Here is a 26928-nt window from a genome sequence, read left to right on the forward strand (position 1 = left end):
GAAAGCAATGGTCGACACTACAACAGCTAAAGGTCAAAAGAAACTAACGCGAGGCGATATACGCGGCGTCTTTATGCGCTCTAATCTGTTCCAGGGCTCCTGGAACTTTGAACGCATGCAGGCACTCGGTTTTTGTTTTTCGATGGTGCCAGTAATTCGTCGCCTATATCCGGAAAATAATGACGACCGCAAGCAGGCAATCAAACGACATCTGGAGTTCTTTAACACGCACCCCTATGTAGCAGCACCGGTATTGGGCGTCACCATGGCCATGGAAGAACAGCGCGCCAACGGTGCCCCGATTGATGATGCTGCCATCAACGGCATCAAAGTCGGCTTAATGGGCCCGCTGGCAGGGGTCGGTGACCCTATCTTCTGGGGCACAGTTCGACCGGTATTTGCTGCCCTAGGCGCTGGCATCGCCATGAGCGGCAGTCTGCTCGGGCCTATGCTGTTTTTTATTTTGTTTAACCTGATCCGCATAACAACCCATTATTACGGGGTGGCATATGGCTACCGTAAAGGGCTCAATATTGTTAATGATATTAGCGGTGGCTTCCTTCAAAAATTAACGGAAGGGGCCTCGATCCTCGGACTGTTTGTTATGGGGGCATTGGTCAATAAATGGACCCATGTCAATATCCCTTGTGTAGTATCCCGCATCACTAACATCGAGGGGCAAACTACCGTCACCACAGTCCAGACGATTCTAGATCAACTGATGCCAGGACTGGTTCCGCTATTACTTACCTTCGGCTGTATGTGGCTTCTGCGCCGAAAAGTGAATGCACTATGGATTATTATGGGATTTTTCATCATTGGTATATTTGGCTACTGGACTGGATTGTTGGGCTTGTAAGGACCATTCTTATCTAACCCGAGTTGTCTTCTCAATTTTTTCTTTTTTAGAAACGCGCTCGCTTATTATTGCACTGCTTTTCCCCGTTGTCTTTCATGTGTTCATCGTACATTACAGGGGCCACGCGACATGAGTCTTCTATGCGTTTCTCGGCCCCGAGGGGTTTTGTTCTTGAATGGCCTAACATCTATTATCTTACTGTGTGATAAGAAGAATAATAATGCGAAACAATATTACGATGAGAATATGATTCTTTTCTTTATATCAGTCGATAGCAACAAATATCATTTATTTCAAATCTTTAGCTTTTTGCCTTAAAAACACTCAGGTTCACTGCAGCAATAGCATAAAATCTATTTACTTCAAAAAAATTATGAGCTCTTCAGATCAATGAAAGACATTGCAACCCTCTTCAGTAACAACCGAGATTGGTCTAAGCTTCTTCACGAAGAAGACCCTGATTTTTTTGAGAGACTCTCTCTGGCACAAAAACCGCGTTTTTTATGGATTGGCTGTTCCGATAGCCGTGTACCGGCAGAAACATTAACCGGGATGGAACCAGGTGAACTCTTTGTGCATCGCAATGTCACGAACCTAGTTATTCATACAGATCTCAATTGCCTATCAGTCGTGCAATATGCAGTAGACGTGCTAGAGGTGAAGCATATTATTATCTGTGGTCATTACGGCTGCGGCGGCATACAAGCGGCCATCAATAATTCCGAAATAGGGCTAATCGATAACTGGCTTTTACATATCCGTGATTTGTGGTACAAACATAGCTCACTACTTGGCGCAAAAAACCCCGAGAAGCGCGTAAACATCCTCAGCGAAATTAATGTGATAGAGCAGGTATATAATCTAGGACATTCGACTATTATGCGCTCTGCGTGGAGACGGGGACAAAACGTGGTTATTCACGGATGGGTGTACGCCCTGCACGACGGACTGCTGCACGATCTACAGATGACCGCCACCAGTCGCGAAATACTGGAACAACGTTATCGTCAGGGAATATCTACTCTACTATATCGCTGAAGCAGCAACACTTCCCAGCGATCTCCTTCACGCTTAACTTCTAATCTTGACACACCTGATGAGCACATTACAGTATAAACAGGTGGATACTGCGTGATATTAAGCTGAATAGAATCCCCTCCTTAACTGTACTCTTCCCGTCTCATATGGGAGAAAATTACACGGTAACACACCCTCGCATACTTGAACACCTGGCCGGAATGAGACACTTATACAGTGCCATCTGCTGCGCTCCAGCTATATTAAAAAATTAAGTTCACACCGAAAGGCTTGATAGTTTATTTACCTAACCACAAGATATTTTAAAATGCATGCTGATCTGGGATTTTCTGGCTTGTTACGAGGGCGCGCTGCATCATATTCAATTCTAGGGACTTCTCATTTTATAGTGCCAATGGCATGAAATATTTTCATTCGCAAAAGAGCTCGGGAGATCAACACAAGTTCATGATTCTTTATTTAAATCAGTGACACGTTTACGGCGCCAAATTAAGAACAGCGAACTCAGCAGTCCAATCGTTAATAATGCCAATGGCAGCAGCATCAAGCATAGCATCACACGCTCCTCATAACGCTGAAAAATACGTGTCTTCCCGAGAATAAACCCAAGTAGAGTTAAAACAGATACCCATAGAAAAGCACTGAACCAGTTGAAAAAATGAAACCTCGCACTTCCTAGCCCAGATAAACCGGCGATCGTTGGCAGTAAAGTACGCACAAACGCGATAAATCTGCCAATAAGCAAAGCCGAAAGCCCATGGCGATGAAACATCCGGTATGCCTGTTGATGATAATGGGCTGGAAAATGTGCCATCCAGGTCTTAACTACCCGGTTATTTTCCAGCCACTTTCCCTGCATGTAGCTGATCCAGCTGCCTAAACTAGCAGCGACGGTCAGAAGCATAAGCACTAGAGGGAAATTCAGCGTTTCTTTTGCAATCAGGACACCTATCAATATCAATAAACTGTCTCCGGGTAAAAAAGCTGCAGGTAGCAATCCATTCTCTAAAAAAAGAATGATAAAGACCAAAAAATAAATTGTCCAAACTAGGTTAGAGTCAGCAAGTGTTTCAAAATCCTGTTGCCAGAAAAAGCACAATAGTTCTTTACAGATATCCATGGTGTATCTCCTCAAATCATTGAGGGCACCTCACATACTCCCCCCCTCTGACGCCTCGGGACCGATTGAGCGCGCTTATAGGGTTATCGCTTCGGTACGGAGCCAAGTAACAATCTTATCAGCAGCGTAGCCTTGAGAAAGATGCTTCTCTATCTACACCAAAAACCCTTCACTTTTACTATAGTGAGAAAGGATGCCTGAAAAAGCGCAGGGGGGGGAGCGAAAGCGCACTAGGGACAGCAGGTAGAATATAAACCTTGCATTCACTATAACAAAACCAACTCTACTGAGATAGAGCAGTAGAGCTAAAAATAGATTTTACTCAAACGTGATCATAGTGATAGCATAGTCATACATCATTCGACCAATGCATCATCCATGGTTTATAATTTTAAAATCTGTAGTAAATGAAATATCCAGATACTGTTCATGCATAAATGTTTATAGACAATACGTTTGATCTCTGTTCTACCGATGCTGATAAGACCTACCTTCATGCTATTACATTTTATCGGTCAGTCGATTAATTCATCCGATAGCATAAAACATGTTTATTCAAACATTCTGCCCAGCAAGCGTTGCTTTCAACAACGTGTTGTCATCTTTATTAAGTACATCAGATCAAGAGAGAGGCACTATGCAGCAGTTTAGAATTAGTAACTAGTCTCTTTATAAACAGATCCTTAAGTAGAACGAAAGCTCTAAAAGTATTAGCGGATAATGCTGTTAGTGCTACCCCTTTGGCAGAGAAAGAAATGTAATCATCTGTTCAGATTTATCCCACACCTTTGGATAGTCATATCATGCGTGCCCAAAGGCTGACGATTTGATAAAGCAAAGCTAGCGGGAAATCTAATAGGCGGCGCCTAACGGCTCTATCGACACACATGACGGAGAGAATGCGTTGCTTAGAAATTAAATATGATTGATGATCTCGCCTTAATAAGTTAGCTTTTGAGGTCCGAAGCGAGCGCAATACTTAGAAAAAGACACCGGGATATTATCAATGTTTATTAGCTATAAAATAGGCATGTTTTCATTCAAAACGTTTTTTAGTCGGGGCGCTATCTGGAGTCTAGATGAGTCTCTAATGTATCACAAGGCATGGTAATCACTAACGATTACATTAGTTTAGAAACCCTCCTAACATTATCTGTATCACATAATAATGCCACTGACAGGAAATTCGTCATATAGTCTAATCCCCCCGCAAAGTTCTAGGTCACTAAGGTTGTTATGTTAACTATTAGCGTTGTTATAGAAACCACGTATGGACATAAATGCAATAAGCTGCATTAAAGATTGCAGAAAATATCGAGTTTATGAATCCAGCTATAACCTATCCTAACTGTAAGGCATCAGATTAGTTTCAAATACCCCTATTCGCGCTATCTTCACTCGGCTCACGACTTCTATGCTTCTCTCCTTGGCAGAAAGCGTTATTTCCCCTTTCTCATCGCGAGTAAGCACGATAGCGAACAAAAAGCATCCTTAACAATTGAACGCTTAGGATATAGGTACTGATATACTAACTGCTTAAATTATCATTAGGATTACAAACATCAGGGCTCATTTTATTTTAAAAAGACTTTTGTAGTTTTAATGCTACTAAGAGGCTACGAGTGGCTAGGGTCAACAAAAACCGTAGAAGCATCCGGAACCCTAAGGTCCCCCGCAGAGCTAAGGGGAAGACAAAAAATTATTTCAGCAGTAGACGTGCTATTCTCAGCACGTTTTCGACGGTAAAGCCGAAAAACTTGAACAATTCTTCTGCCGGCGCTGATGCTCCAAAGGTGGTCATGCCAATAATTTTCCCCTTCAGACCAACGTATTTGTACCAGTAATCTGTAATACCAGCCTCAATGGCGATACGAGCCGTCACTTCTTTCGGCAATACCGACTCTCGATATGCCCCGTCCTGTGCATCAAAAACATCGGTGGAGGGCAGTGATACCACTCGCACCTTGCGATCTTCATTCCTTAACTGTTGATATGCTTCCACTGCCAACTCCACTTCCGAACCAGTGGCAATAAGGATCAATTCTGGTTGCCCGGCGCAATCTTTAAGTACATAGCCGCCGCGGGCAATATCCGCCAGTTGCTGCGCTGTACGATCTTGCTGCGCTAAATTTTGGCGCGATAGAATTAGCGCTGTCGGACCGTTTCGGTTCTCAATAGCTTTCTTCCAGGCTACCGCAGTTTCTACTTGGTCGCAAGAACGCCAGTTGCTCATATTAGGCGTCATTCGCAAACTAGCTAACTGCTCTACCGGCTGATGGGTTGGGCCGTCTTCACCCACACCAATAGAGTCATGCGTATATACCATAATGTGGCGGGACTTCATTAACGCTGCCATGCGAACAGCATTTCTGGCATATTCGACAAACATCAAGAAGGTAGACGTATAGGGGAGAAAGCCACCGTGCTGGGCAATACCGTTACCAATAGCCGTCATGCCAAATTCGCGTACGCCATAATGAATATAATTACCTGCGTAATCATCGGCGATAGAAGTAGCTTGTGACCACATTGTCAAAGTACTTCGCGCCAGATCCGCCGACCCTCCAACTAATTCTGGGAGCAGAGGACAAAAAACTTCCAGCACATTCCGCGAAGCTTGACGGCTAGCTATCTTCGACGGATGAGCCTGAAGTTGCTCGATGACTTTCTGTGCCTCCACTTGCCAATGTGCTGGCAGTTCGCCATTCATGCGACGTTTGAACTCAGATCCTAACTTGGGGAAGGCTTTTTCATAGGTGAGGAATTTTTTATTCCAGGTTGATTCTTTCTTATTACCCGCCTCTTTTGCGTCCCAAGCCTGGTAGATTTCCGAAGGGATGACGAATGGAGGCTCATGCCAGCCGAGCGCTTTACGAGTAGCGGCAATTTCTTTATCTCCCAAAGGGGCACCATGAGCGCCGTGCGTGCCAGCTTTAGTCGGTGCTCCGCATGCGATAACTGTTTTACATATCAATAAAGACGGCCGATCAGTAACGGCACGGGCCTTATCGATGGCTACCTTGACGTCATTACTGTCATGGCCATCGACATTTCGTACGACGTGCCAGCCATAGGCTTCAAAACGAGAGGCGGTGTCATCATTAAACCAACCTTGAACATCGCCGTCGATAGAGATACCGTTATCATCGTAAAACGCGATTAGTTTTCCCAGTTTCATAATAGTGCCGGCTAACGAGCAGACTTCATGGGAAATGCCTTCCATCATGCAGCCGTCACCGAGGAACACATAGGTATAGTGATTGACAATGTCATAGCCAGGGCGGTTAAACTGCGCTGCTAGCATGCGCTCGGCTATCGCCAGACCAACAGCGTTAGCAATGCCTTGGCCTAGTGGTCCGGTTGTGGTTTCTACGCCACTGGTGTGGCCATATTCCGGATGTCCTGGCGTTCTAGAATACAACTGACGAAAGTTTTTTAATTCTTCTATCGGCAGGTCGTAACCGGTTAGGTGTAAAAGACTGTAAAGCAGCATCGAACCATGACCGTTAGAAAGGATAAAACGGTCACGATCGGCCCAGTTTGGGTTTAACGGATTATGGCTCATGTAATCGCGCCACAGGACTTCGGCGATATCCGCCATCCCCATTGGTGCACCAGGATGCCCGGAATTAGCTTTTTGTACAGCATCCATATTTAACACACGAATAGCGTTAGCAAGGGATTTTCTTGATGTCATTAGATGCTCCAAAGGTTAGAATTTTGCTGCCAAAAGATCGTTAAGGCGTTCTTGGTCAAACGCAAACTGCCGAATACCTTCGGCTAGTTTCTCCACGGCCATCGCATCTTCGTTATGTTGCCATCTGAATTCCTCTTCAGATAGCCCTACCGGATCATCACTACGTTCGGCAGAAGGTGATAGTTTACGCTGAACAGAACCCTGCTGTGTATGCAGCTCTTTCAGGAGAGCGGGGGAGATGGTTAGGAGATCACATCCAGCTAGCGCTAGAATCTGTTCAACTTTGCGAAAACTAGCACCCATGATAACGGTCTTATAGGAGTGGTGTTTATAGTAAGTGTAGATTCTTCGCACCGACAATACGCCCGGATCCTTGTCGACTACGTACGGATCTAGCGGTGCACGCTGGTGATGCCAGTCATAAATTCGACCGACAAACGGCGAAATAAGATATACGCCTGCTTCGGCACAGGCGCGTGCTTGTGCGAAGGAGAAAAGTAGCGTTAGATTACAATGAATGCCTTCTTTTTCAAGCTCTTCTGCAGCCTTAATCCCTTCCCAAGTGGCAGCAAGCTTAATGAGAATACGAGATTTATTAATACCCTGTTCTTGATAAAGGGAAACTAGTTTACGGGCCTGTACGATACACATCCTACGATCAAAAGAAAAGCGCGCATCTACTTCAGTAGAGACACGCCCCGGCACACTTTTTAGAATTTCCACACCAATATTAACTGCTAATTTGTCGATGGCGTTAAGAATCTGAGTTGCTTGGGTACCCCCTTCTTTTCGAGCATAAACCAGAGCATCTTCCAAGAGCGCTTGATAAATCTTGAGTCTGGCCGCTTTCAGGATTAAAGACGGGTTCGTGGTGGCATCTTGTGGTTTATAATGACGGATTGACTCTATGTCTCCGCTGTCGGCCACGACAGTACTAAATTTTTTCAGACCCTCTAACTGGTTCATATCTCTACTCCATTCATTCAATACTACCAAGCGCATAAGTCGCGGTTAGTGTGAAGATAACGGTGAATCAATTAAAACGTAGAATGAATATGCTGACTCTGATTGTGCTCATGTCTATAATCGGTGGCCGCAAAGAAGACGGCGCCTAAATTGCTAATGCTGTCAGGTAAGGTTAATAATCTATTGTATTCTAAAAAATATTTATTAATTTTATTACAATAATTTATCTAATTGATTCGCAAATTTCTGGCGTTCGCGATGCCCAAGCTTCGGAGGACCGCCTGTCTGGATACCGCTGCCGCGCAAGGTATCCATAAAATCCCGTAAGATCAGCTTTCCTCGAATCGTAGACCGCTGATAAAGCTCGCCGTATGGATTAAGCGCTAACGCGCCCTTTGCCAGTACTGCGGCCGCTAGCGGAATGTCAGCCGTAATAACCAGATCACCTGCGGCAACACGCTGAACTATTTCATCGTCCGCTACATCGAAACCAGCAGCCACTAGCAATGTTCGTATAAAACGTGACGGAGGTACCTGAAGTAATTTATTTGCTACTAGAGTGACCTTGATTGCATGTCGACCCGCGACACGAAATAAAATCTCTTTAATTACCAAGGGACAGGCATCTGCATCTACCCAGATTTCCATAGCAGTCACTCCTGAAACCAGTCGCAAGCCGATAAAAAGACGCCATATGACGCAGCCGCGGGACTTTTTTCGCCCGCTCGTAATGATGCTCCCATCACACTAAGGTCGGCATTGAAAGCCAGATCAAATCGGCGAAGTGGCCTGATTGCAGACAAAATAACATTCCTTTTCCCCAGATTAAATCACACTCGACATATCGTCCGCGACGATCAAACGGGAACTGTCGTTCACGTTCGCCCCAGACATGAGACTTCCGTAGTTCGATGATCGGAAAATAAGAGGCTAGATAGCCTAGGTCAAAGTCGAACGTATTCAGATCATCAAAAATAGCCCACTAATACCACGTGTCTCATTGCGGTATCTAAGAAAGAATAGTCATATCGCTTCAGCGTTCATAGAGGAGGTAGATGTCGCTTTCAAATGACTGAAAAATCGATTGCGCTGTTCAATGCCAGCGAGCGGCTTCTTTTTGAAGGCCGTAAAATAGCGTTCAGTCAAAACTCCTGCTAAGCCACCACATAGGTTTGACGTTCCCGGTTTTGCGGTGATAAAAGCGCACATTAGCGTGGCTGGCGGGTAGACAGGGATTCTCTGGGGATTTATACCAAGCGAAACGCCGGTGCCTTGATACGATCGGTTAAGCCAGTTCCGGTCGAAAAAACGTTACGGATAACGGCAATATTTGGCTATGTACTCGAGAGCAATTCACACCTGCCTGTTCGAAAACTCGCCATTGGCGCAGCACGCGCTTCCTTCTAACGCCATATCCTCGGTGTGGCGTTATAGCTCCTTGCGGAAAACGTTGTGCAAATCGTTTCTTGCAGCTCTTTGATATAATTAATTATATGTTCAATGCTCGATTCTCTTATCGCTACATTCCTCTACAGTAAACCATGAACATGAGTGTCTTGAATGATGAGGAACGATACTGCTCTGTGATGCATTTCTAGTAAAGTCTAATTATCATCTTAAGCATTCTGTTTTCTCATGAGACTTAACGTCATCCAGGTGCGCCTCAATGTGCATTGATTTATTAAATTGATAGAATAAAACGTTTTCGATTGTTTCTAGGGTAATCTTATTCCTTTCGCGTAATGGTAATTTGTCACAATACTAACGAGATGCTCAAAATATTAAGAAGGCATTATCGATACAAATGCCCCTTACGTCAAGAGGCGCTTTACTTGAGGTAAAGGTTACTTTTCATGAAAGTGAGCAAAAATGTCGAGAAAAAAGCAAAAGCATTAGACATTTCTTAATATTCTTCAATTCACCTCAGCCTGGTTGTATCACATAACATGTTTAGGGCGTTCGCTCCTCTTATAGATATTATTAGCCTTAGCCTATGTGGACTATCTGCGATCTTTGCTAGTTAGGTCATCTTGCCCAGCGCTGTGACCATCGCTATTACCCCACCTACCTGTGGATTATAGTCATACGGACTCAGATCAGCCGCTATTACTTTTTCAATCACAGAATATGACCATTTAAGCCCATGAGCGCTAGTGATAATCAGTCGTCTTTTTTAGCTCTCATTGCTATCCTAGATGAGACGCTAAGTGTTAACTTTGTGGTTATTCTCATCGTATCTGAATGGCGAATATTGCGCACTCTACCACCGCTGGATAAGCCATGTTAATTTATTACTAGATAGAGTATCATACCACTAACGTCTATTTTCAGCATGTCACGATATCCTGTTACCAAAGGTGTCCAACCTTGCCCAAAACCGTAAGATTAGTGCTGTCAATAACGAAAGTAGCAATGACAACGGGTATTGATGTTTTTTATAACAATACTAATAATCACCGCTAGTTTTTTTTGATCAAAAAATCCTGCTGTCAACTTAAAAAAATTTACAGAAGCTTAACAAGCGAGCCCGCAACTTTCTCTTACGTTCTCAACTGAACACGAAGTACGCGCTTTATCTTCAGGGTCATGCTGATGGCCCCGATCTACGTAAAACAGTAGTCATCTATGCCGTCCAAGACCAGCCTTTTCTTTGCGTACAGGTAAAAGATGACTCATTGTGATCTATCACTGTCAGCGCCACTCCCCGATTGAGAGCCTGATGGTAAATAAATCAGTGAATGTTTTTAAACTTTTTTTCTATGGAAGGAAAAATTTTAAAATAACTGTAAGATTCTTAGCTACTGCTTACCTGAAATTTATATATTTAAAAAAGTGATGCGTCATCAGACAACATGATGAGCTAGCTCTCGTGTGATCTTATTTGTGCATAAGCGAAACAGCCATACAGAGTGTCTTGTTGCTTTAAATCAAAGCGTGTGGGTGTACCGCTACAAAAATCACGACTACAAGGTATCAGCGAGCTATGCTATACGTCGCCTTCTTTCAAATACATTTGAAATAGATTAGCCCAGCATAAAGAAGGTTAATACACAATACTTATGCCGCCTCCCTAAATATCTCAAGGTATTCATCGCACTACTGACAATAGTGTGGCGCATATCTGATGAGGCGAGTCTATAGAAAAATAGAGCTAAAACTTTTTCATCAAAAGCTTACGCATATAGCATTAAACGTTGTATGTTCAATCAACATAAGATCGAACGCTATGTTTTTTGCTAAAACAAAAAAACAATAACATCAATCTTTGCTATAGTATATTCTTGATATGGTTGTTCATCACTTATCAAGACAGCTCGTTTTCGGCCTAACTTATCGTGCAGCAGTATCACTGATACACGGCCTCTGCCGAATTTGCTAAAGCAGATAAAAGACTTGGCACTTAGGGATAATGCAACTGCAAGACTTTACTCTTTATGAGACTCTGTTTCGTTAGAAACGAAAACCGCCACTCTGGAAGAATGTGCAATATCATTTAAATCATACTATAAGCGTCATGATAAAGCTGAAAATCAGAATGTAAGCAATTTTTTGGCACACAGCTCAAGATAAATGATAAACATGTGCTACCAATATTTATAGAAACACAGTATCATTTCCTTTTATGCAACACCGTGCATCTGAAAAAACGTATGCTGTCGCCCTTGCACAAGCAAGGCAGACACTGCCTGTCTGCACTAGCCTGTACGGACTATCTACTAGGTTAAAATCCTAGGATATAAAAATCTAATCCCATGTAACTTTAATCCAAAAGTAAGTAAGACGATAGTAATAGTCACAGCATTACGCTAGAGAACACTTTTACGATAATGACAGTGTTCAAGATACGGAACAGTATCCAGATTGCGTAATCGCTAGATCTATCTGCCTCGTACAGGGCCTCTACTCGTGCATACGCTGCCACGAATTACCGTAGCCTTCAGGTGATCTAGGGTCAATGGAGGGAGGCACCCTATCGATATTCTATAAGCTTTCCTGTTTAGGTCTACAGCAGGCGCGCTGTATCCCCCTCACTGTAGAGCCTAGGATCGCTGATCGAACGATAGCTAAGAAGCACTATCCGCTTATCGCAAAAGGTTTTTATGATAAATACCCATTAAGTTCTTTTATCATCTCCTGAGGTTTGGTATGTCTACCCGAATTTTAGCTATTGATACTGCAACCGAAGCCTGTTCTGCCGCGCTCATGCTTGACGATGCAGTATTTCTGGAGCGTTTCGCTGTTACACCCCGCACACACACGCAGAGTATTTTACCTATGATAGACAGTCTGTTAGCTGAGGCCGGTATTACGCTTGATAGTCTTAATGCGCTGGCGTTCAGCCGCGGCCCCGGTAGCTTTACTGGCATGAGAATTGGCATAGGGATTGCGCAAGGCTTAGCAATGGGGGTCGATCTACCGATTATTAGCGTCTCCACGTTGGCAGCGTTGGCCGAAGGCGCCTTGCGTCAAACCGGAGCTTCAAAGGTGCTGACCGCGATAGATGCGCGCATGGGGGAAGTATACTGGGCCGCCTATCAGCTTAAAGAAGGGGTCTGGCTAGGAGAAGATTGTGAAGTAGTGTCAGCGCCCGCAGCACTCACTGCGCTTCATGCGGATCTGACTGGTTCCTGGGCCACCGCCGGAACTGGGTGGGAGGCATATCCCTCGCTACTAGATCATGAAGGTCTAGAACTCATTTCAGGGGAAACCCTGATGCCCAGTGCGCGGGATATGTTGCCAATAGCGCTGCATCAATATCGCCACGGCAACACACAACGGGTTGAGATGGCCAAACTTACCTACTTGCGCAATAAAGTATTATAGCATAGATTAGCCAGTAGGTAGCGGGTCAAATGCATACGTTTATTCGTGCGACAAGCAATAGGATCAACTATTAGGCTACACTCTAATTGTAACGACGAATGTTAACAGTCCTACTATTCCCTATAATATATCTTGTTGAAAATATCCAACTGCACATCATTTCTCGATTTACTCACTACATTCATTGCCACAATTTTTCTCTACTATCACCAAAAAAGTTGCGTGACTACCCAGTAGTTCACTAATAAGAAAACTATAAGCGATATTATGCTCTGCAACAATCGATGCACAATCGCACCATGACGGGATGGTGCGATAAAAAGAGACGCTTTTTTTTAAAAATCATACCGAATGACCTGCCGACTCATATGAGTCCCATAACCATAGCTCCAGTTAACTATATGCGTCTTTTCCCTTGCGATCAAGGAATCGCAGATCTTCGTGGGACCGAGTGTTAAAATGACGGCTCTATTGCTAAGAAACTCAAGCTATTTTTCTTCTCGAGACTCTAATAAAGACAGTAGATTTCGGAATCAAAATATCAACACCATATGATACTGTCAATGTTACTTTTTTTATAAAACTGACCTAAAAGAGTTAGGTAAATTTGTATAAAATTTTAGTAGAATGGTATTTGTAGCTCTAACGTAAAACGTCTACCGCATCTACCAATAGCTAGAGACATACATCACAGCATTGTGTGTAACGATTGCTCGTATAACACAGTTCTACTGATTTATCGCGTCGATCGGATCAAACAACTCTAACTTACCATAACATTCGCGAAGCATCTGACGCAGATGATTGCGATACGTATGAGTGTTATGATCCTCTGTTACAATAGGCGCTAAAGTCTCTTATTCGACGGTATCGGGCTAGCGGAATTAACTAAGCCAGCACGATGAGTATCTACGTAACCGGATTGAAACTCAAGATCACGGCTGACATGATATAGTGACGCCATGAAGAGATAGCAACTTACTGCGGGCGCCTCACACACTAAAACAGCCACGTGACAGCTTTAACTTACTGCTAGTAGAGCATTTTTTAGTCACAAGCGCTCATTTTTTAAATACAGACGTTGAGAAGCTTTTTAAGAAATAGATTGTATCCGATGGGTACAGAAAGCTCCGCAATCCCTAGAAGAGCAAAGAATGTAGCGATAACTCTTGATAACTTTCTTTCTAAGATGAAAGCATTTTTCTATTAAAAATCATCGACTACGTCATTTCCAAGTGTTTAACTAGTCGCACTACACATCGCGATTAATTAGAACCTTCAGTTGACTTATGCTAGAGTTGTCAAGACTACAGGCCGCCGCGGCACACTAGGCTAGCTCAGAACAGCTTCTCAGGATGCATGAGTGCATCACAGTATACATATGATACATACGACTATCTACGCATCAGAAAAAAGCAACAACTATGATGCCCATGATAGAATAAATAATCTAATCTTAGCATTTAACTACGGTGTATGCCGTTTTTTTTAGAAACTTCTATCAAAAACTTTTACTTATTGTCCTAGCGCTTCAGGAGATCCCACCGGCGCAAGAATGTAATAGCCTTTTCGCAGCACACCCAATGCCAAAACAAGCCATGCTGAGTCCCTAATACGGTTTGAGAACGGCCTTAGACTTCATCAATCGTTATCCTAAAATCGGCTGAGAGAAGCAAGTGCCTAGCAAGGGCTCGGTGTTAAATAAAAAGAGTTTCGTAACAGCGTTATATGGGAAAGTGGATACTGAAAAAAATACCACGATCCTGATTATGACAACATGCTCCTCCGAGATAGAGAGAAAAAGAACCCCTCTTTCGGTAGAAAACACTCTAGAGTAAATGCTTTACGCACCGATTTCACATACTAACGATGACAACTTATTCATTTCCTATTTTCCAAAATCCTTACAGTAACTTATCGTTTTTGGGACAGTGCCTAGCTGAGGCCTAAAGTGCTACAAGCCTAGAAAATAACGCCACCAGGCAAGAAACAAGTTCACGACAACAGTATTGAATGGATTCGACTGGCAGGAGAGCAAAATAAAAAGCTTGATGGTGTTGTTACCAATATCTTTAGTATATTATTAATTCTACGAACCACGGATTGCTCTTCAGTACTATTCTACCGCCGAGAGATGATAGAAGGGTATCGGTTAAGTACATGTGGGGTTCTCTAGGTCTTATAGCAGGGATGCTAGGGAAGCTCAGAGCTACACTCAAGGCTTGCAGGTACCGCCCCGCGTCCTTCTACATTGCAAGAATAGGGTTTTTGCCGAGCTTATGGTGCCGCGCCCGCGTTATCTAGACTGGGCAGAGCTATTACGTAACTCAATCGCTAGTGGAGATAAGTTTAGCGGGGTTGATACGCTCGCTCCATGAATTATTTTGACCCTGATCTAGGACAAGGTATGCGCTACGGAAATTTTCACTGCAATAGCACGCAGAAATCGTGAGCTTATAATCGTCTGAGTATCGTTAGACGAAATTAGCATAGTAGGAGTATTATTCCTCAGGACTACATTCTGAGTGACGCAGAAAACCAAGGTTGATGTTTTTTTGCAACTCAAGATGCAGAGTCAGTGCTGAAATATCGTGTCGCGATAAAAGAAAAGCAGAAAATTATATATTTAGCTACAGAATCTAGTTAAATATCAAATACTTAAGTAATGCTAAAGATATCAAAAAATTTTACTTTCCCCCGTATACTTTTGCTAATGCAGCTATAAAATGTAGACATATCGTTAAAGCTCCGTGCGAGCGCAAAGCCCGCAGGGGGCGCTTAGATGCTATAGGTCAGTCAAAGTACTCACTGTTGCCGTAATAACCTGGCTTATAGGGCAGTCACATTGACTGCTGAAGGCCCTTTTTGGCCATCTTGGATTTCAAATTCGACGCTCTGGCCTTCGGTTAGAGTTTTAAAGCCGTTACCCTGAATAGCGGAAAAGTGAACAAATACATCTTTGCTGCCATCGGCCGGAGTGATAAAACCAAAACCTTTAGATTCGTTGAACCACTTCACTTGACCTTTGATCTTTGCCATCTTGCATATTTCCTTTGGAGTGTTTAAATCGTTTTTTTGGCGATACAGAGACAAACGCGAGTCGTTACTGCTTAAAGCAATCAGAGAAAAATAGGGCTAGAGAAGCGATATACAGCTACATCATCTACATGAAAAACTTCTTTACTAAAAATCCTACTCATAAACAAAACTGCACCTCATTTACTAATATTGGGTTATCACATACCACGTAAATAATGGCAAGCCATTTTTAATCAGGGCCGGGCGTATCCTGAAAAATTAAGACACTGCGTGACTCCCCGCGCATCAATTGATGCGCGATCACCACCCTGTTAAACTAAATGATAACTCTGTTCTTTTAATTTTATCGCACAAATTTTGTTTTTTTACAAGCATCTTGCAACCTGTTACATCTGACTATAAAGAAAAACCATTTTTTACTTCAAAATATTCAGGGGCTTCATCACTCACCGCTCTGCTCAAGCAGACCCTGCATAGTAGGCAGAATTTTTTCATCAGATGTATGACCAGTTCAGCAGAAGCATCTTAACTAAGATAACTCCATCAAAGCCTCAAGTAGTGCATCATGCAGAAAGTCGTTAAGGTAACGGCGTGCCATGGTTGAGTAAATACGTTCCATGTGTGAAAAATATTCACGCCATCTAACTATTGACATACAACAGATATAGAACTCATCTAATTGGGATACATTATTATTAAATCCTTACCTATTAATTTTTTAGGATTAATTTCTGCCCCTCATTGAACGGAGTGTATATGTTAATAAACTGGCCTGTTTATTAAACATCAATATTTTATGCTGATAAGCACAACAAAAAGTTACTTAAAGAGAGGTATTATCTCAAAAACAGCTCATGTAGCCAAGGTCAAAAAAAACTAGTCGGGGGATTGATAATCAAGAAGTGATCATCTTCACTTAGGGAAAATACAGCAATCTTGAGGCGGGGATCTATAGGTGTGAAAATGCGCAAAAGAGAAGACGTGGCAATTAAATAAGAAACACTAGATTCTATCCTCTCTTGTGACCTCCCGAAAAAGTAATATTCTGCAATGCTCAGCACTTTCACGCATATCTATTGACTATTTCTCTTTTTTTGTATACTCTAATGAAATTAGATTTAATAAAGTACACTTTTGCATCCCATGCCGATATAGCTCAGTTGGTAGAGCAGCGCATTCGTAATGCGAAGGTCTTAGGTTCGACTCCTATTATCGGCACCATTTAAACAGCAGCGGGTTCCGCATGTCTGTTTTTTCTTTTGATTATCTAGAAAAAGTTGAGAAAGCGCCACTAATGATCGCATCAATTTTGCTCTATGTAGTTAAATCACACATTACAAAATGTATACGTAATCTCAACATGTTAATGCTAAATATACCCCCTATATTATTCTTTCCGAAAAGAATACAGGCCAAAAAAATAAAAATCTTTAATACGTTTTAAATAACCCCTACTAATTATCGGTATCGCAAATAAAGCTCTGTTGAATACAGCGCGTTTTTACCGTCAATTCAGTAAATACATGGACCTCTTTAGGATACTATCCTAAACGTTAGACGTAATGAGCAACATTACACCCGAGAAGTGTAAAATACACTATTAAAACCTCATATCAAAATAGTCTTATTTTTTATTATTCAACAAAAAATTCTTTATGCGTGTTGAGGTGTGTGGGCAACAAAATTAACGCCACTACATTTTTATTCTGATCTGACATAGACCACACACATAGCATTAATAACTATGCCTTGTAAATATGATATTAGACACTAGACACGCTAAAGCCCAGATACTAGTAAACTTTTTTGGCATCGTGCCGTGATGGCACGTGAATGCATAAGTTACATACATGACGTGCTCAACAACATATGCAAAGCAGCATCAAAAAAACACCGACGGACGCTTTTATTTTGAGAGTAAAGATAATTAGTAGGGAGAGCGTCTTGATTTTGACTCTATTGCTATATAAGTTCTGTCTTTCTTATTCTCCTCTTCATTATTTTTAGCTTTTTCTCAAATAATCATGCTCTCAATCACCGATGCATCAGTTCTCACCTCGATCTCCTTGAGCCAAGGATAGTAAGGGCCTGAAATTCTTTAGCAAAAAAATATAGAAAGTCAAAGAGAGAAGAATGTTTAACAATGAAAAGTAGGGTGTACGCACCATCTAGTGATAGTAGATAGCAAGAAACGGGGTGATGTCTCTTTGTGCTAACTTATAAAATAGTACTGCCATTGAGACAGGAGCTTGCCCGGATTTAATAAAGTCAGGGGGGCGAAAAATTCGACAAAGGCGCCTAACGCTACAAGTAGCGTTAGTGAATGCATGCGACCATTTGATGAATGATTATAAGAGCTCGCGTTAAGCGACGCGAAGGCATTTAGAGTAGTTGACGACGTCATCCGCTAACGCTCTTTCGTTCTTGTTATTGCCTCAGCTACCCGCGCAGCCATAGTCAATCAGACTCAGATTGATCACCCAGCAGTACCCTAAATCAAAATAATACTTACTTTTTCATCGAGTCAGTTCCTATGAAGAGCCTGCGCTTTTCCACCGTCATCATTACTACTAATCTGATCCTGATTATTAATCGTAGCATAACTCTTATAGTTATAGTAGTAACTAGCAATATTTCGCACAGCGTGAAAATTCACCTTGCTGTCTTCAAGAAAACATGATTCTAGTTAAATACAATTTAACACCGCTAACTGACGCTGCCTAAATTTTTTTCACGGGATTGCTTTATCAAATTCGCCAAAGCTGCTATATCAATAGCAGTACTTTTAATACATTAAACATAGATCATGTTATGTTTCTCGCTTTCCACTACAAGATTTCGGATTACGTCCCACCCTTCACATACCGACATCATAAAGCCAGATTGACCCATGCTTTCTTGCTAAACGCCTGATAGTCTAGGCGCATCTTAGGGGGCTACTTCATCAACTCAAACGTTGAGTTAACGCACTCTCTTCGCATCCTGAGCATAAAGTCAAACAACCCCCCCCTTATCATCAGCAGTATATTAAAGCTACTCTTTGATTACACATGATCGCTCTACTATTTAAGAAAAGTTTTCTCTCTCCATACGCAATAGCTGCCTGATCTATTGACCCCATCAAAAAGCTGGCCTCTTGATGGGTATGCTATAAAAAATACTAATGCGTAATTGAAGATTTTGCTTTACCATAAAGACCGTGTGTGAAAATGCATACTATGGAGCTTAGGGAATGATTGCCCCATATTTTGATTTTTCAACACAAGCGATATGTGTGACTATGACAATCTTCTTTCAGTTCGCAAATCAAGACCCGCATCTTATCAGATTAGGGTGCATTATCGTAGTTTACTTTAGCATGATATGGCGATCAGAAAGCGCTAAAAAAGCTAAGGCACTTAATTAAATTACACGGTGAGAATGAGAAAAACCGAACATCGTTCGTAGTGCATAACACTAACGCTGCTAGTAACTGACTACTTATCAACTCTCGTGTATGCACCAAAGCTTATATAGACTATGATGTATTTAAAATGATTCCGCTACCTCTAATATAAGATAGAAAATTATTTTGTTCTGCTAACGACACGTAAAAAGTATAGTGCGGTTAGCTCAGAAAATCACTGTCCTATTGACGCTGCCTAGATATCGCTTGTACCATTTGTTCTACTAAACGGGAAGAACGTTGCGACGCAGCGGTAAGAAAAGTTTTAAAGCTTAAATGAGATAGGTGATCGGCGAAATCAGAAATGACGCGCACTGCGATGAATGGCACGGAAAAATGGTGACACACGTGGGCGATAGCGGTCGCTTCCATTTCTACCGCAATCGCCTGAGGAAACGCCTGACAGATGCGGGATAAACCTACAGCACCGTTGATAAAAGCATCACCAGTAACCATTAAACCGTATACGGCATGCATACCAAGGCGACCAATTATCTCCTCCGTTAGCTTCACTAGTGATGGAGGAACGTTAAATGACACTGGACACTGCGCCATCTGACCTAGCTCATAGCCGAAAGCTGTAAGATCTACATCGTGATAACGCAGTTCATGAGGTATCACAATATCACCAACTGTTAGCAACGGAGCTAGACTACCGGCGGCGCCTGTGTTAATGACCAGCTCTGGCTCGAAACGATTCAGCAATAGCGTCGTCCCTAACGCGGCGGCAACCTTACCGATCCCAGATTTGACTAGAGCTATCTCAATACCGTGTAACTGGCCGATATAAATTTTATACCCCGCCTGCTGCTCAATCTTAGGTTTCTTTAAGCAATTTTTCAACTGCGTGATTTCCTCTTCCATGGCACCGATAATGCAAATTTTCATAAAATGCGTTCCTGTTATAACTATTCACCAATCCTAGATCGCTGAAGTACAATGACAGCACGTTCTTTCATCAACTGACATGTGTAACGGGTTTATTTCCTGAAAGATTTTTATACGATGAGGAAAGTATACGGCATGTTTAACGCGGCAATACGGTGCAACACTGTAAGTATTACACTCGCCACACTAATATCTATTGTATTTAGGCAGCATGAAATGAATCGCAATAGTGTTTTAATTGAAAATATAGCCGTTTCAGCAAGAAAAATGCCAGTGATAAACTACTATCTTTTCCAGTTAGTCTTTTTCCGATCAAAAGACCGATAGTCAACTACGAGGTTACATGCATAGTGATGCTATTATTTTAGATTAAAAAATATTGCATACCCTTGCTATAGAAGAATAAAAAAGCTATATATGCTACCCCACTCAAGAATCAGGGCACTACCTTGTCTCGTCAACACCGACGAGACAAGGTAGTGCCCTGATTCTTGAGTGGTTTTATCCTGTATTCCAGGTGCGTCAATTCTAGTACTCTCCCATACATCAGGCACAGATCATTAATTTTATGTATTGCTGCCTCCCGTACAAGAACGGAACTAACCCCCTTCAACCTGCGTGTATTCATACTCTGTTAACACACTTACTATGATTCTTCACTAAAAAAATTTTAGACTACCTCTATCATAGAATCAAGGAGCACTTCCGCCAAAAACTGACATTTTTGTGCTGATATGAACTGTCTGTGATGATTTAATGTAAAAATAACATTTAAGATATCTACAAGACCGCTGTATAAGTTTCTATATCGCATACATGCAGCACCGTGATGCTGAAGAAAAGAGCTAAGCATCTGTTTCATTATCAAAAGTATGCTGATGTCAGCATCTAAGTAAAAATAATCGGCACTGCCGCTGAAAGGAGGTGCTCTCTCCATGCAGCACTAATAAATAAAAGATAACTGATCTATCGATACTGTTAGTAAACTTCACCGCTAAAAAGATTAGTTATTCGATAGGCCGGTGAATAATTGTAACCTTTCACTTGACTATAGAGAGCATGTGTTAAAATACACGCAGCATTTTTGCACTGATAATCAGCTAACATGTCAGTGTATTCAAAAAAATTATCGGCATTCAATAAAAAGACCTTATGAAAACAGGCATCTATACGTCAAGGCGTTGATGGACATTACTTTTTGCTTCTTTAAGACCACTTCATCAGAAAAGATGATGAAGTCTAGCGTTACCATCTGAAAATCGGGCATTATAAATAGCTTTTTCCAAGGAGCGCCCAGTCATTTCCAAACCGAATCAAAGGTAAAAATTAATGGCTAAAAATTTATTTACATCCGAATCTGTTTCAGAGGGGCATCCTGATAAAATTGCTGACCAGATTTCCGACGCCGTTCTCGATGCTATTCTGGCCCAAGATCCTAAAGCACGTGTCGCCTGTGAAACCTATGTTAAAACGGGAATGGTCCTTGTAGGTGGCGAGATCACCACCAGCGCCTGGGTAGATATTGAAGAATTAACGCGTAGTACTATCCGTGAAATCGGTTACATTCATTCGGATATGGGGTTTGACGCTAACTCTTGCGCAGTTCTGAACGCTATTGGTAAACAGTCTTCTGATATTAAGCAGGGTGTGGATCGCAGCGATCCGCTGGAACAGGGCGCGGGTGACCAAGGGCTAATGTTTGGTTACGCGACTAATGAAACTGATGTGCTGATGCCGGCGCCAATCACCTATGCGCACCGTTTAGTAGCGCGCCAAGCTGAGGTTCGCAAAAGTAGAGCCTTAAGCTGGCTACGGCCAGACGCTAAAAGTCAGGTTACTTTTGCCTACGAACAGGGTAAAGTGGTAGGCATTAAGGCTGTAGTGTTGTCTACGCAGCACGCAGAAGAGATATCCCCTCTGCAGCTGGAGGAGGCTGTGATGGAAGAGATTATTAAGCCGGTTTTACCTACGGCATGGCTCTTCCCTCAGACAAAATATTTTATCAATCCAACCGGGCGTTTCGTAATCGGCGGCCCTATGGGTGACTGCGGACTAACTGGACGTAAAATTATTGTCGATACCTACGGGGGAATGGCTCGTCATGGTGGGGGGGCTTTTTCCGGCAAGGATCCGTCTAAGGTCGACCGTTCAGCAGCATATGCCGCCCGCTATGTGGCAAAAAACATCGTCAGCGCAGGTCTGGCGGAACGCTGTGAACTGCAGCTCTCGTATGCTATCGGGGTGGCGGATCCGACATCTATTGCACTAGAAACCTTCGGAACCGAAAAGATCCCCGTGAAGCACTTGACGGCCATAGTACGCGAAGTCTTCGATCTCCGACCGTATAGCCTCATCAGCATGTTAGATCTTTTGCGGCCAATCTACCTCAGAACGGCTTCCTACGGCCATTTTGGGCGAGAAGATTTTCCATGGGAAAAGATCGATAAAGCCGCATTACTTCGTGACGCTTCAGGCCTAAAATAATACACTACAGGCATAAAACCGTATACCGAAATGGTATTTGCTTTGTTTCTTCTGGAAGTGACTCACCAGTATGCCGACTGCTAATCGCATATGCATTCAACAGAGGTGCGTTACTGCATAGTCTCTGACTGATTATAAAATGACATTCGCAATACTACACTAGTATCTATGGTGTTCATTTTAAAGACTGATTGCTTATTTCCGCTTAGAGAGAAAAGATGTAACCTGAAATTCTTTAAAATCTTATGTGATAGTTCTATTAAAACCACTCTCACAGGATTACCTCAGATTGTCATCTAGTTTTACAGAAAAAACCGTATCTTAACTTCCATTGTGTGACAGCGCATTATCGTAATAGTCTATGGCGGTATTACCAATCTCAATCAGAAGTACGCTATCCCACGGGTGCTTTAAAAATATTTTTTTTGAATCAGTGAAAATATTATTATGTGAGACCGCTAGCATGGCCTTATCATTGTTCATTCAAGCGGTCTTTGGGACACCTCAATGTCATGCAGTTAAGCTGCTGTAGTCATTAATATCGCTTCTTCATATTGTGCATCATAGTCAAGCTGACTCAGATAATTACCCCAGACGTCTTTAACTAAAACTTCTGTGTGTATTTCAGCCCATCACTTTTATTGTGAGCACTGACAGGATTGCAAGTCTCATCATCGTTGATCAGATCATAATTTTCAAGTTTAGAGTTTTTCTTATCAGTAGAATAGGGTCGGGGACATTATCCCGTTCCGTGAGATCGTTCGATATCATTTTTTCTATAACTTTTAGATAAGCGTGGTATTAGCCACATATATTCATATTAACGCATACTCTCTATGAAAAACGTTCATAGCACTTCTTCCCCCCCAATGAAAAAACCTCAAGTATAGTCCTTGTCTGACATTCTAGATCAAGGCTTCAGCAATGAATGCATAGACAAGGGAAGTGAATCTTAGATGACGGATACGATGAGTCTTCTACACAAAAGTGTTATCAGAATAATATTGCTGATGGAACAGTTTTTGAACGAAGAGTGAAAGCTTACAAGGTCGTCATCGACGTGATTTTTAAACTGCTTGCACTACACTCAAGACGCCTGAATAATACTGTTCTTAGCAACTAAGAACAAAGAGTGCATATCAAGATCAAAGTGTCAACATGGGTTGAGATTACCCCAAATTGAGTCATGCACAAGCGTTATCCTTAAGGCTATTTGCTGTAGGGGAAGAGACAGTCCGAAAGGAAGGTGTCGAAAAAAGAGTAGACGTTCGGTCTATCTGGGATGTAGATGCACCAAAAAATAAAATTATCGGAGTACGCTGTATCTAGACGGCCTTAAAACTCATTCATTGCCTCTTTTGGGTTTCACCAAACAAATTTCCCTCAGCAAACAATCTAGAAAGCGCTGGCTAGCTTCGCCTTAATATCGCTTATGATACATATACGTGTAATGGAACTCGAGTAAGGAAGAAAATAACACCACTGCATCCTGATCTTTAGGATGCAGTGGTGGCGCGTGCCCATACCATAAGCGTAATCCTACATTTAAAAATAAGCATCTGCATGGCAGTCATTGCACCTTCGAAGAGATCATAGGTTATCGCTCATTGCAAAAACTATTGTCAGGTTTAAACAACTTCTGGACGCTCATCTAAGGCCGCGTCACGAGAATCAACAGTTAGGAGAAATATGATGGAAATGATCAAGATGCTTCAATGAATGAAGCCTGTCAGGAAGACGTCTATCATTCGCTTTGAGTTACAATAACCTAAGAGGTTAATGCGCTACACTTTTTTTCAACATAATTAACGGTCACTTACTTGATACGCCTTCCCGTTTGAAATAACCAATAAACGTTTTATTTAACGTAAAATATACTATAATCATACCATCACTTACACGACTCTAACTTACATTTTAAAGAGCTGATTCAGCTCAATATGGAGAAAGTATTATGGGATTTATGCTACCTTCCCTGCCTTATAACTATGATGCTCTGGAGCCATATTTTGACAAAGAAACTATGAAAATCCATCATACTAGACACCATCAGGCTTATGTCAATAACGCTGCCTGTGCCCTAGAAAGCCTACTAGACTTTGCTCATTTTCCGGTTGACGTCCTGATTCAAAAACTAGACCAACTCCCGGAAGACAAACGGACTGTACTACGTAACAATGCCGGTGGTCATGCCAACCACAGTTTATTCTGGAAAGGGTTGAAGCAAGGCACTACTTTGGAGGGCGAATTAAAGAGTGCTATTGCGTATGATTTTGGCAGCGTTGAAGCATTTAAAGAGACATTTGAGAAAGCTGCTGCATCTCGGTTTGGATCCGGTTGGGCCTGGCTTGTGAAGAAAGACGAACATTTAGCCGTTGTAACCACAGCTAACCAGGATAACCCGCTTATGGGGGAAGTGATTACCGGCGCCTCAGGTTATCCTATTTTTGGCCTAGACATTTGGGAGCATGCTTATTACTTGAAATATCAGAATCGCCGCCTGGACTATATCAAGTCATTCTGGAACATAGTGAACTGGGATGAAGCCTCTTCGCGTTTTTGTAACTCTTGATGCCTTTCCTCTGCGCGGCTGAGGCTCAGAATGAGGCCATATTACATCTTCGGTCCTCATAAGCGAAGGGCCTGCGCGCGGGGGACTCCAAGGGTCTTCCCTAGGATCTCTTCTTGAAGCATTTAGTGCTTGATATATTCCCATCAAAGATCAGACATGACAACCAGGGAGGATGTCCCTGGTTAAATTAGGAGACCTGCTATTATGATATAATAACTTGAATCATTTAATTAATTGATTGATTAAACACTTCTTGACTGAGGTAACTATGTTTATTTTAAACCGCACGGCATTTTGAATACACTATCATACATTATCAGTTGTATTCCTTGAGCATGATTGTGTCGATTTGCAATCAATATCTCGCATGGCTAGTAGAGTAGGCAACACCGATAAAAGCATTTTAAGAATGAATCCTGTATTTTCGGCACTGTTAGCGAAAAATTCTAGCAGCTTACTTTTAATGTGCAATTACTCAGTATAGATAAGGACGCTGAACCAGTTGAAAGATTGAGCAAACGGAGTTTTGTAACGATCTTCATGAAATACTATATCCTTAAATCTACAAGATTGAAAAGCTAATACAAAAATAATGCTTATGATGGTTTATCATGAATTATCTTACAGTAAAATCAAAAATTATGTCTCAGCCTTTGAGGGGATAACGGTATCCCGAAAAATATCATTTTCTTATCAAACATCGCTAAATGTCAATGACAATATCCTTGATCAAGCGGGGGCCATGAAAAATCAATCCTGAATAAATTTGAATCAGCGCAGCGCCGGCTGCTATTTTTTCCCTAGCCGCGATTAGCGAATCGATCCCTCCGACCGCAATAATCAGTACTTTACCTTTTAACTCAGCTGACAATTTCCGGACAATTTCCGTACTACGTAGTTGCAGCGGTCGACCGCTCAACCCACCAGTCTTTGTGCTGTGATCCAAACCATGGACCAGCGCTCGACTTGTAGTTGCGTTAGTCGCGATGACCCCGTCGATATTATGACGCACTAAACTATCCGAAACCTGAATCAGTTCGGACTCGCTCATGTCAGGAGCGATTTTGACCACCACTGGTACATATTTCTGATAAGTCGCTTGCAGCGCTGCCTGCTGATTTTTTATACCCAGCAATAGATCATCTAGTATATCACCAAATTGAAGGGTGCGAAGTCCTGGTGTATTAGGGGATGAAATATTCACAGCGATATATCCAGCGTAGGGATAGACCTTCTCCATGCAGAGAAGGTAGTCATCTTTGCTCTTTTCCATAGGAGTATCTTTATTTTTACCAATATTGATACCTAGAACCCCACCGAAATGTGATTTCTTGATGTTTTCAATTAAGTTGTCTACTCCGTGGTTATTAAACCCCATGCTATTTATCAGACCTTGCGCTTGCGCCAGATGAAACAAACGAGGCTTTGCATTACCCTCTTGCGCACGAGGCGTGACCGTGCCAACTTCAATAAAACCAAAACCCATTGCACCAAGTGCATCAATGCAATCACCGTTTTTATCTAATCCCGCAGCTAACCCAAGGGGGTTTTTAAAAGCAATCCCCATGCAGTTGACGGTTTTTGTCGGCACTGATTGGCGCACTAACCATTCCATAGGGGTGCCGGTAATACGCTTTAGCTGCCGAATAGTGAATTCATGGGCTCGTTCCGGATCAAGCCGGAATAGTGCCTGCTTGATAAGCGGGTATATCATGCGGTCTCCTGATTCTCGATTAGAATTGCAACACTATTATTAATCATTCATAGCAAAAAGGGAATGTATTATATCTCTAACAAGAGGTAATACGTGATTTGCTTTAATTATCATTATAAATGAAATGACGGCTGAAAAATCTATCTATCTCTCTTGCTCTGGTGCACTAACAACACCGTCTTGTGTGTGATCGTAACCCAGATGTCATGGCAGTAACAGATAGTCATATACAGTTTTTTTTGAGTAATGTGAGATGCTGCTATGCAGTTTTATTAGAAAATA

14 protein-coding genes and 1 tRNA gene are annotated in these 26928 nt (G+C 42.2%); 7 read left to right on the plus strand and 8 right to left on the minus strand.

Annotation, left to right across the window (positions count from 1 at the left end; all coding sequences use genetic code 11):
* Positions 1-7: 7 nt before the first annotated feature.
* Both A359_RS01565 and can read left to right on the plus strand, forming a co-directional pair.
* Positions 8-859 carry a PTS mannose transporter subunit IID gene (locus A359_RS01565; RefSeq protein ID WP_014888074.1) on the plus strand — a complete coding sequence of 284 codons (852 nt, stop codon included), beginning with the start codon at positions 8-10 and terminating at the stop codon, positions 857-859.
* A gap of 390 nt (positions 860-1249) precedes the next feature.
* Positions 1250-1897, plus strand: a complete 648-nt coding sequence (gene can / locus A359_RS01570) for a carbonate dehydratase (RefSeq protein ID WP_014888076.1) — start codon at positions 1250-1252, stop codon at positions 1895-1897.
* Positions 1898-2342: 445 nt separating this feature from the next.
* On the opposite strand, the gene A359_RS01575 is transcribed toward can, so the two are convergent.
* The 5 genes from A359_RS01575 to A359_RS04495 all read right to left on the minus strand — a co-directional run bounded on the left by A359_RS01575 (position 2343) and on the right by A359_RS04495 (position 8656).
* The gene (locus A359_RS01575; RefSeq protein WP_014888077.1) at positions 2343-3017 is read right to left on the minus strand and encodes a DedA family protein; all 675 of its coding nucleotides are present in this window, start codon (positions 3015-3017) and stop codon (positions 2343-2345) included.
* Positions 3018-4716: 1699 nt separating this feature from the next.
* Positions 4717-6714 carry a transketolase gene (tkt, locus tag A359_RS01580; RefSeq protein WP_014888078.1) on the minus strand — a complete coding sequence of 666 codons (1998 nt, stop codon included), beginning with the start codon at positions 6712-6714 and terminating at the stop codon, positions 4717-4719.
* A gap of 15 nt (positions 6715-6729) precedes the next feature.
* Positions 6730-7680 carry a transaldolase gene (gene tal, locus A359_RS01585; protein WP_014888079.1) on the minus strand — a complete coding sequence of 317 codons (951 nt, stop codon included), beginning with the start codon at positions 7678-7680 and terminating at the stop codon, positions 6730-6732.
* 213 nt (positions 7681-7893) lie between these two features.
* The gene (locus A359_RS01590; protein WP_014888080.1) at positions 7894-8328 is read right to left on the minus strand and encodes a YaiI/YqxD family protein; all 435 of its coding nucleotides are present in this window, start codon (positions 8326-8328) and stop codon (positions 7894-7896) included.
* 94 nt (positions 8329-8422) lie between these two features.
* Positions 8423-8656: a coproporphyrinogen III oxidase gene (locus tag A359_RS04495; protein ID WP_326544381.1), complete on the minus strand. Its 234-nt coding sequence runs from the start codon at positions 8654-8656 to the stop codon at positions 8423-8425.
* Positions 8657-11826: 3170 nt separating this feature from the next.
* On the opposite strand from A359_RS04495, the gene tsaB reads away from it, so the two are divergent.
* Positions 11827-12504, plus strand: a complete 678-nt coding sequence (gene tsaB / locus A359_RS01600) for a tRNA (adenosine(37)-N6)-threonylcarbamoyltransferase complex dimerization subunit type 1 TsaB (protein ID WP_014888081.1) — start codon at positions 11827-11829, stop codon at positions 12502-12504.
* Between the two features lie 2023 nt (positions 12505-14527).
* On the plus strand, positions 14528-14680 hold the full coding sequence (locus A359_RS04555) for a hypothetical protein (protein ID WP_407635082.1): 153 nt from the start codon (positions 14528-14530) through the stop codon (positions 14678-14680).
* Positions 14681-15333: 653 nt separating this feature from the next.
* Here the strand turns inward: A359_RS04555 and cspE are convergent.
* Positions 15334-15543, minus strand: a complete 210-nt coding sequence (gene cspE / locus A359_RS01605; protein WP_014888082.1) for a transcription antiterminator/RNA stability regulator CspE — start codon at positions 15541-15543, stop codon at positions 15334-15336.
* A gap of 1145 nt (positions 15544-16688) precedes the next feature.
* Here cspE and A359_RS01610 point away from each other — a divergent pair.
* Positions 16689-16764: transfer RNA gene (locus A359_RS01610), tRNA-Thr, on the plus strand.
* Between the two features lie 2407 nt (positions 16765-19171).
* Here the strand turns inward: A359_RS01610 and mtnN are convergent.
* Positions 19172-19876, minus strand: coding sequence for a 5'-methylthioadenosine/S-adenosylhomocysteine nucleosidase (mtnN, locus tag A359_RS01620; RefSeq protein WP_014888086.1), 705 nt, complete (start codon positions 19874-19876; stop codon positions 19172-19174).
* Between the two features lie 1329 nt (positions 19877-21205).
* On the opposite strand from mtnN, the gene metK reads away from it, so the two are divergent.
* Both metK and sodA read left to right on the plus strand, forming a co-directional pair.
* Positions 21206-22360: a methionine adenosyltransferase gene (gene metK, locus A359_RS01625; protein ID WP_014888089.1), complete on the plus strand. Its 1155-nt coding sequence runs from the start codon at positions 21206-21208 to the stop codon at positions 22358-22360.
* A gap of 1954 nt (positions 22361-24314) precedes the next feature.
* Positions 24315-24932, plus strand: a complete 618-nt coding sequence (gene sodA / locus A359_RS01630) for a superoxide dismutase [Mn] (RefSeq protein WP_014888090.1) — start codon at positions 24315-24317, stop codon at positions 24930-24932.
* A 703-nt stretch (positions 24933-25635) separates the two neighbouring features.
* Here the strand turns inward: sodA and pyrD are convergent.
* Positions 25636-26646, minus strand: a complete 1011-nt coding sequence (pyrD, locus tag A359_RS01635; RefSeq protein WP_014888091.1) for a quinone-dependent dihydroorotate dehydrogenase — start codon at positions 26644-26646, stop codon at positions 25636-25638.
* Positions 26647-26928 lie beyond the last annotated feature (282 nt).

The sequence above is a fragment of the secondary endosymbiont of Ctenarytaina eucalypti genome, assembly GCF_000287335.1.
Taxonomy (GTDB): Bacteria; Pseudomonadota; Gammaproteobacteria; order Enterobacterales; family Enterobacteriaceae.

What these genes read in the sequence shown, in the direction of transcription:
- A359_RS01565 (WP_014888074.1), top strand. Translation starts at nt 8, where the DNA reads ATGGTCGACACTACAACAGCTAAAGGTCAAAAGAAACTAACGCGAGGC.
- can (WP_014888076.1), top strand. Translation starts at nt 1,250, where the DNA reads ATGAAAGACATTGCAACCCTCTTCAGTAACAACCGAGATTGGTCTAAG.
- A359_RS01575 (WP_014888077.1), bottom strand. Translation starts at nt 3,017, where the DNA reads ATGGATATCTGTAAAGAACTATTGTGCTTTTTCTGGCAACAGGATTTT.
- tkt (WP_014888078.1), bottom strand. Translation starts at nt 6,714, where the DNA reads ATGACATCAAGAAAATCCCTTGCTAACGCTATTCGTGTGTTAAATATG.
- tal (WP_014888079.1), bottom strand. Translation starts at nt 7,680, where the DNA reads ATGAACCAGTTAGAGGGTCTGAAAAAATTTAGTACTGTCGTGGCCGAC.
- A359_RS01590 (WP_014888080.1), bottom strand. Translation starts at nt 8,328, where the DNA reads ATGGAAATCTGGGTAGATGCAGATGCCTGTCCCTTGGTAATTAAAGAG.
- tsaB (WP_014888081.1), top strand. Translation starts at nt 11,827, where the DNA reads ATGTCTACCCGAATTTTAGCTATTGATACTGCAACCGAAGCCTGTTCT.
- cspE (WP_014888082.1), bottom strand. Translation starts at nt 15,543, where the DNA reads ATGGCAAAGATCAAAGGTCAAGTGAAGTGGTTCAACGAATCTAAAGGT.
- mtnN (WP_014888086.1), bottom strand. Translation starts at nt 19,876, where the DNA reads ATGAAAATTTGCATTATCGGTGCCATGGAAGAGGAAATCACGCAGTTG.
- metK (WP_014888089.1), top strand. Translation starts at nt 21,206, where the DNA reads ATGGCTAAAAATTTATTTACATCCGAATCTGTTTCAGAGGGGCATCCT.
- sodA (WP_014888090.1), top strand. Translation starts at nt 24,315, where the DNA reads ATGGGATTTATGCTACCTTCCCTGCCTTATAACTATGATGCTCTGGAG.
- pyrD (WP_014888091.1), bottom strand. Translation starts at nt 26,646, where the DNA reads ATGATATACCCGCTTATCAAGCAGGCACTATTCCGGCTTGATCCGGAA.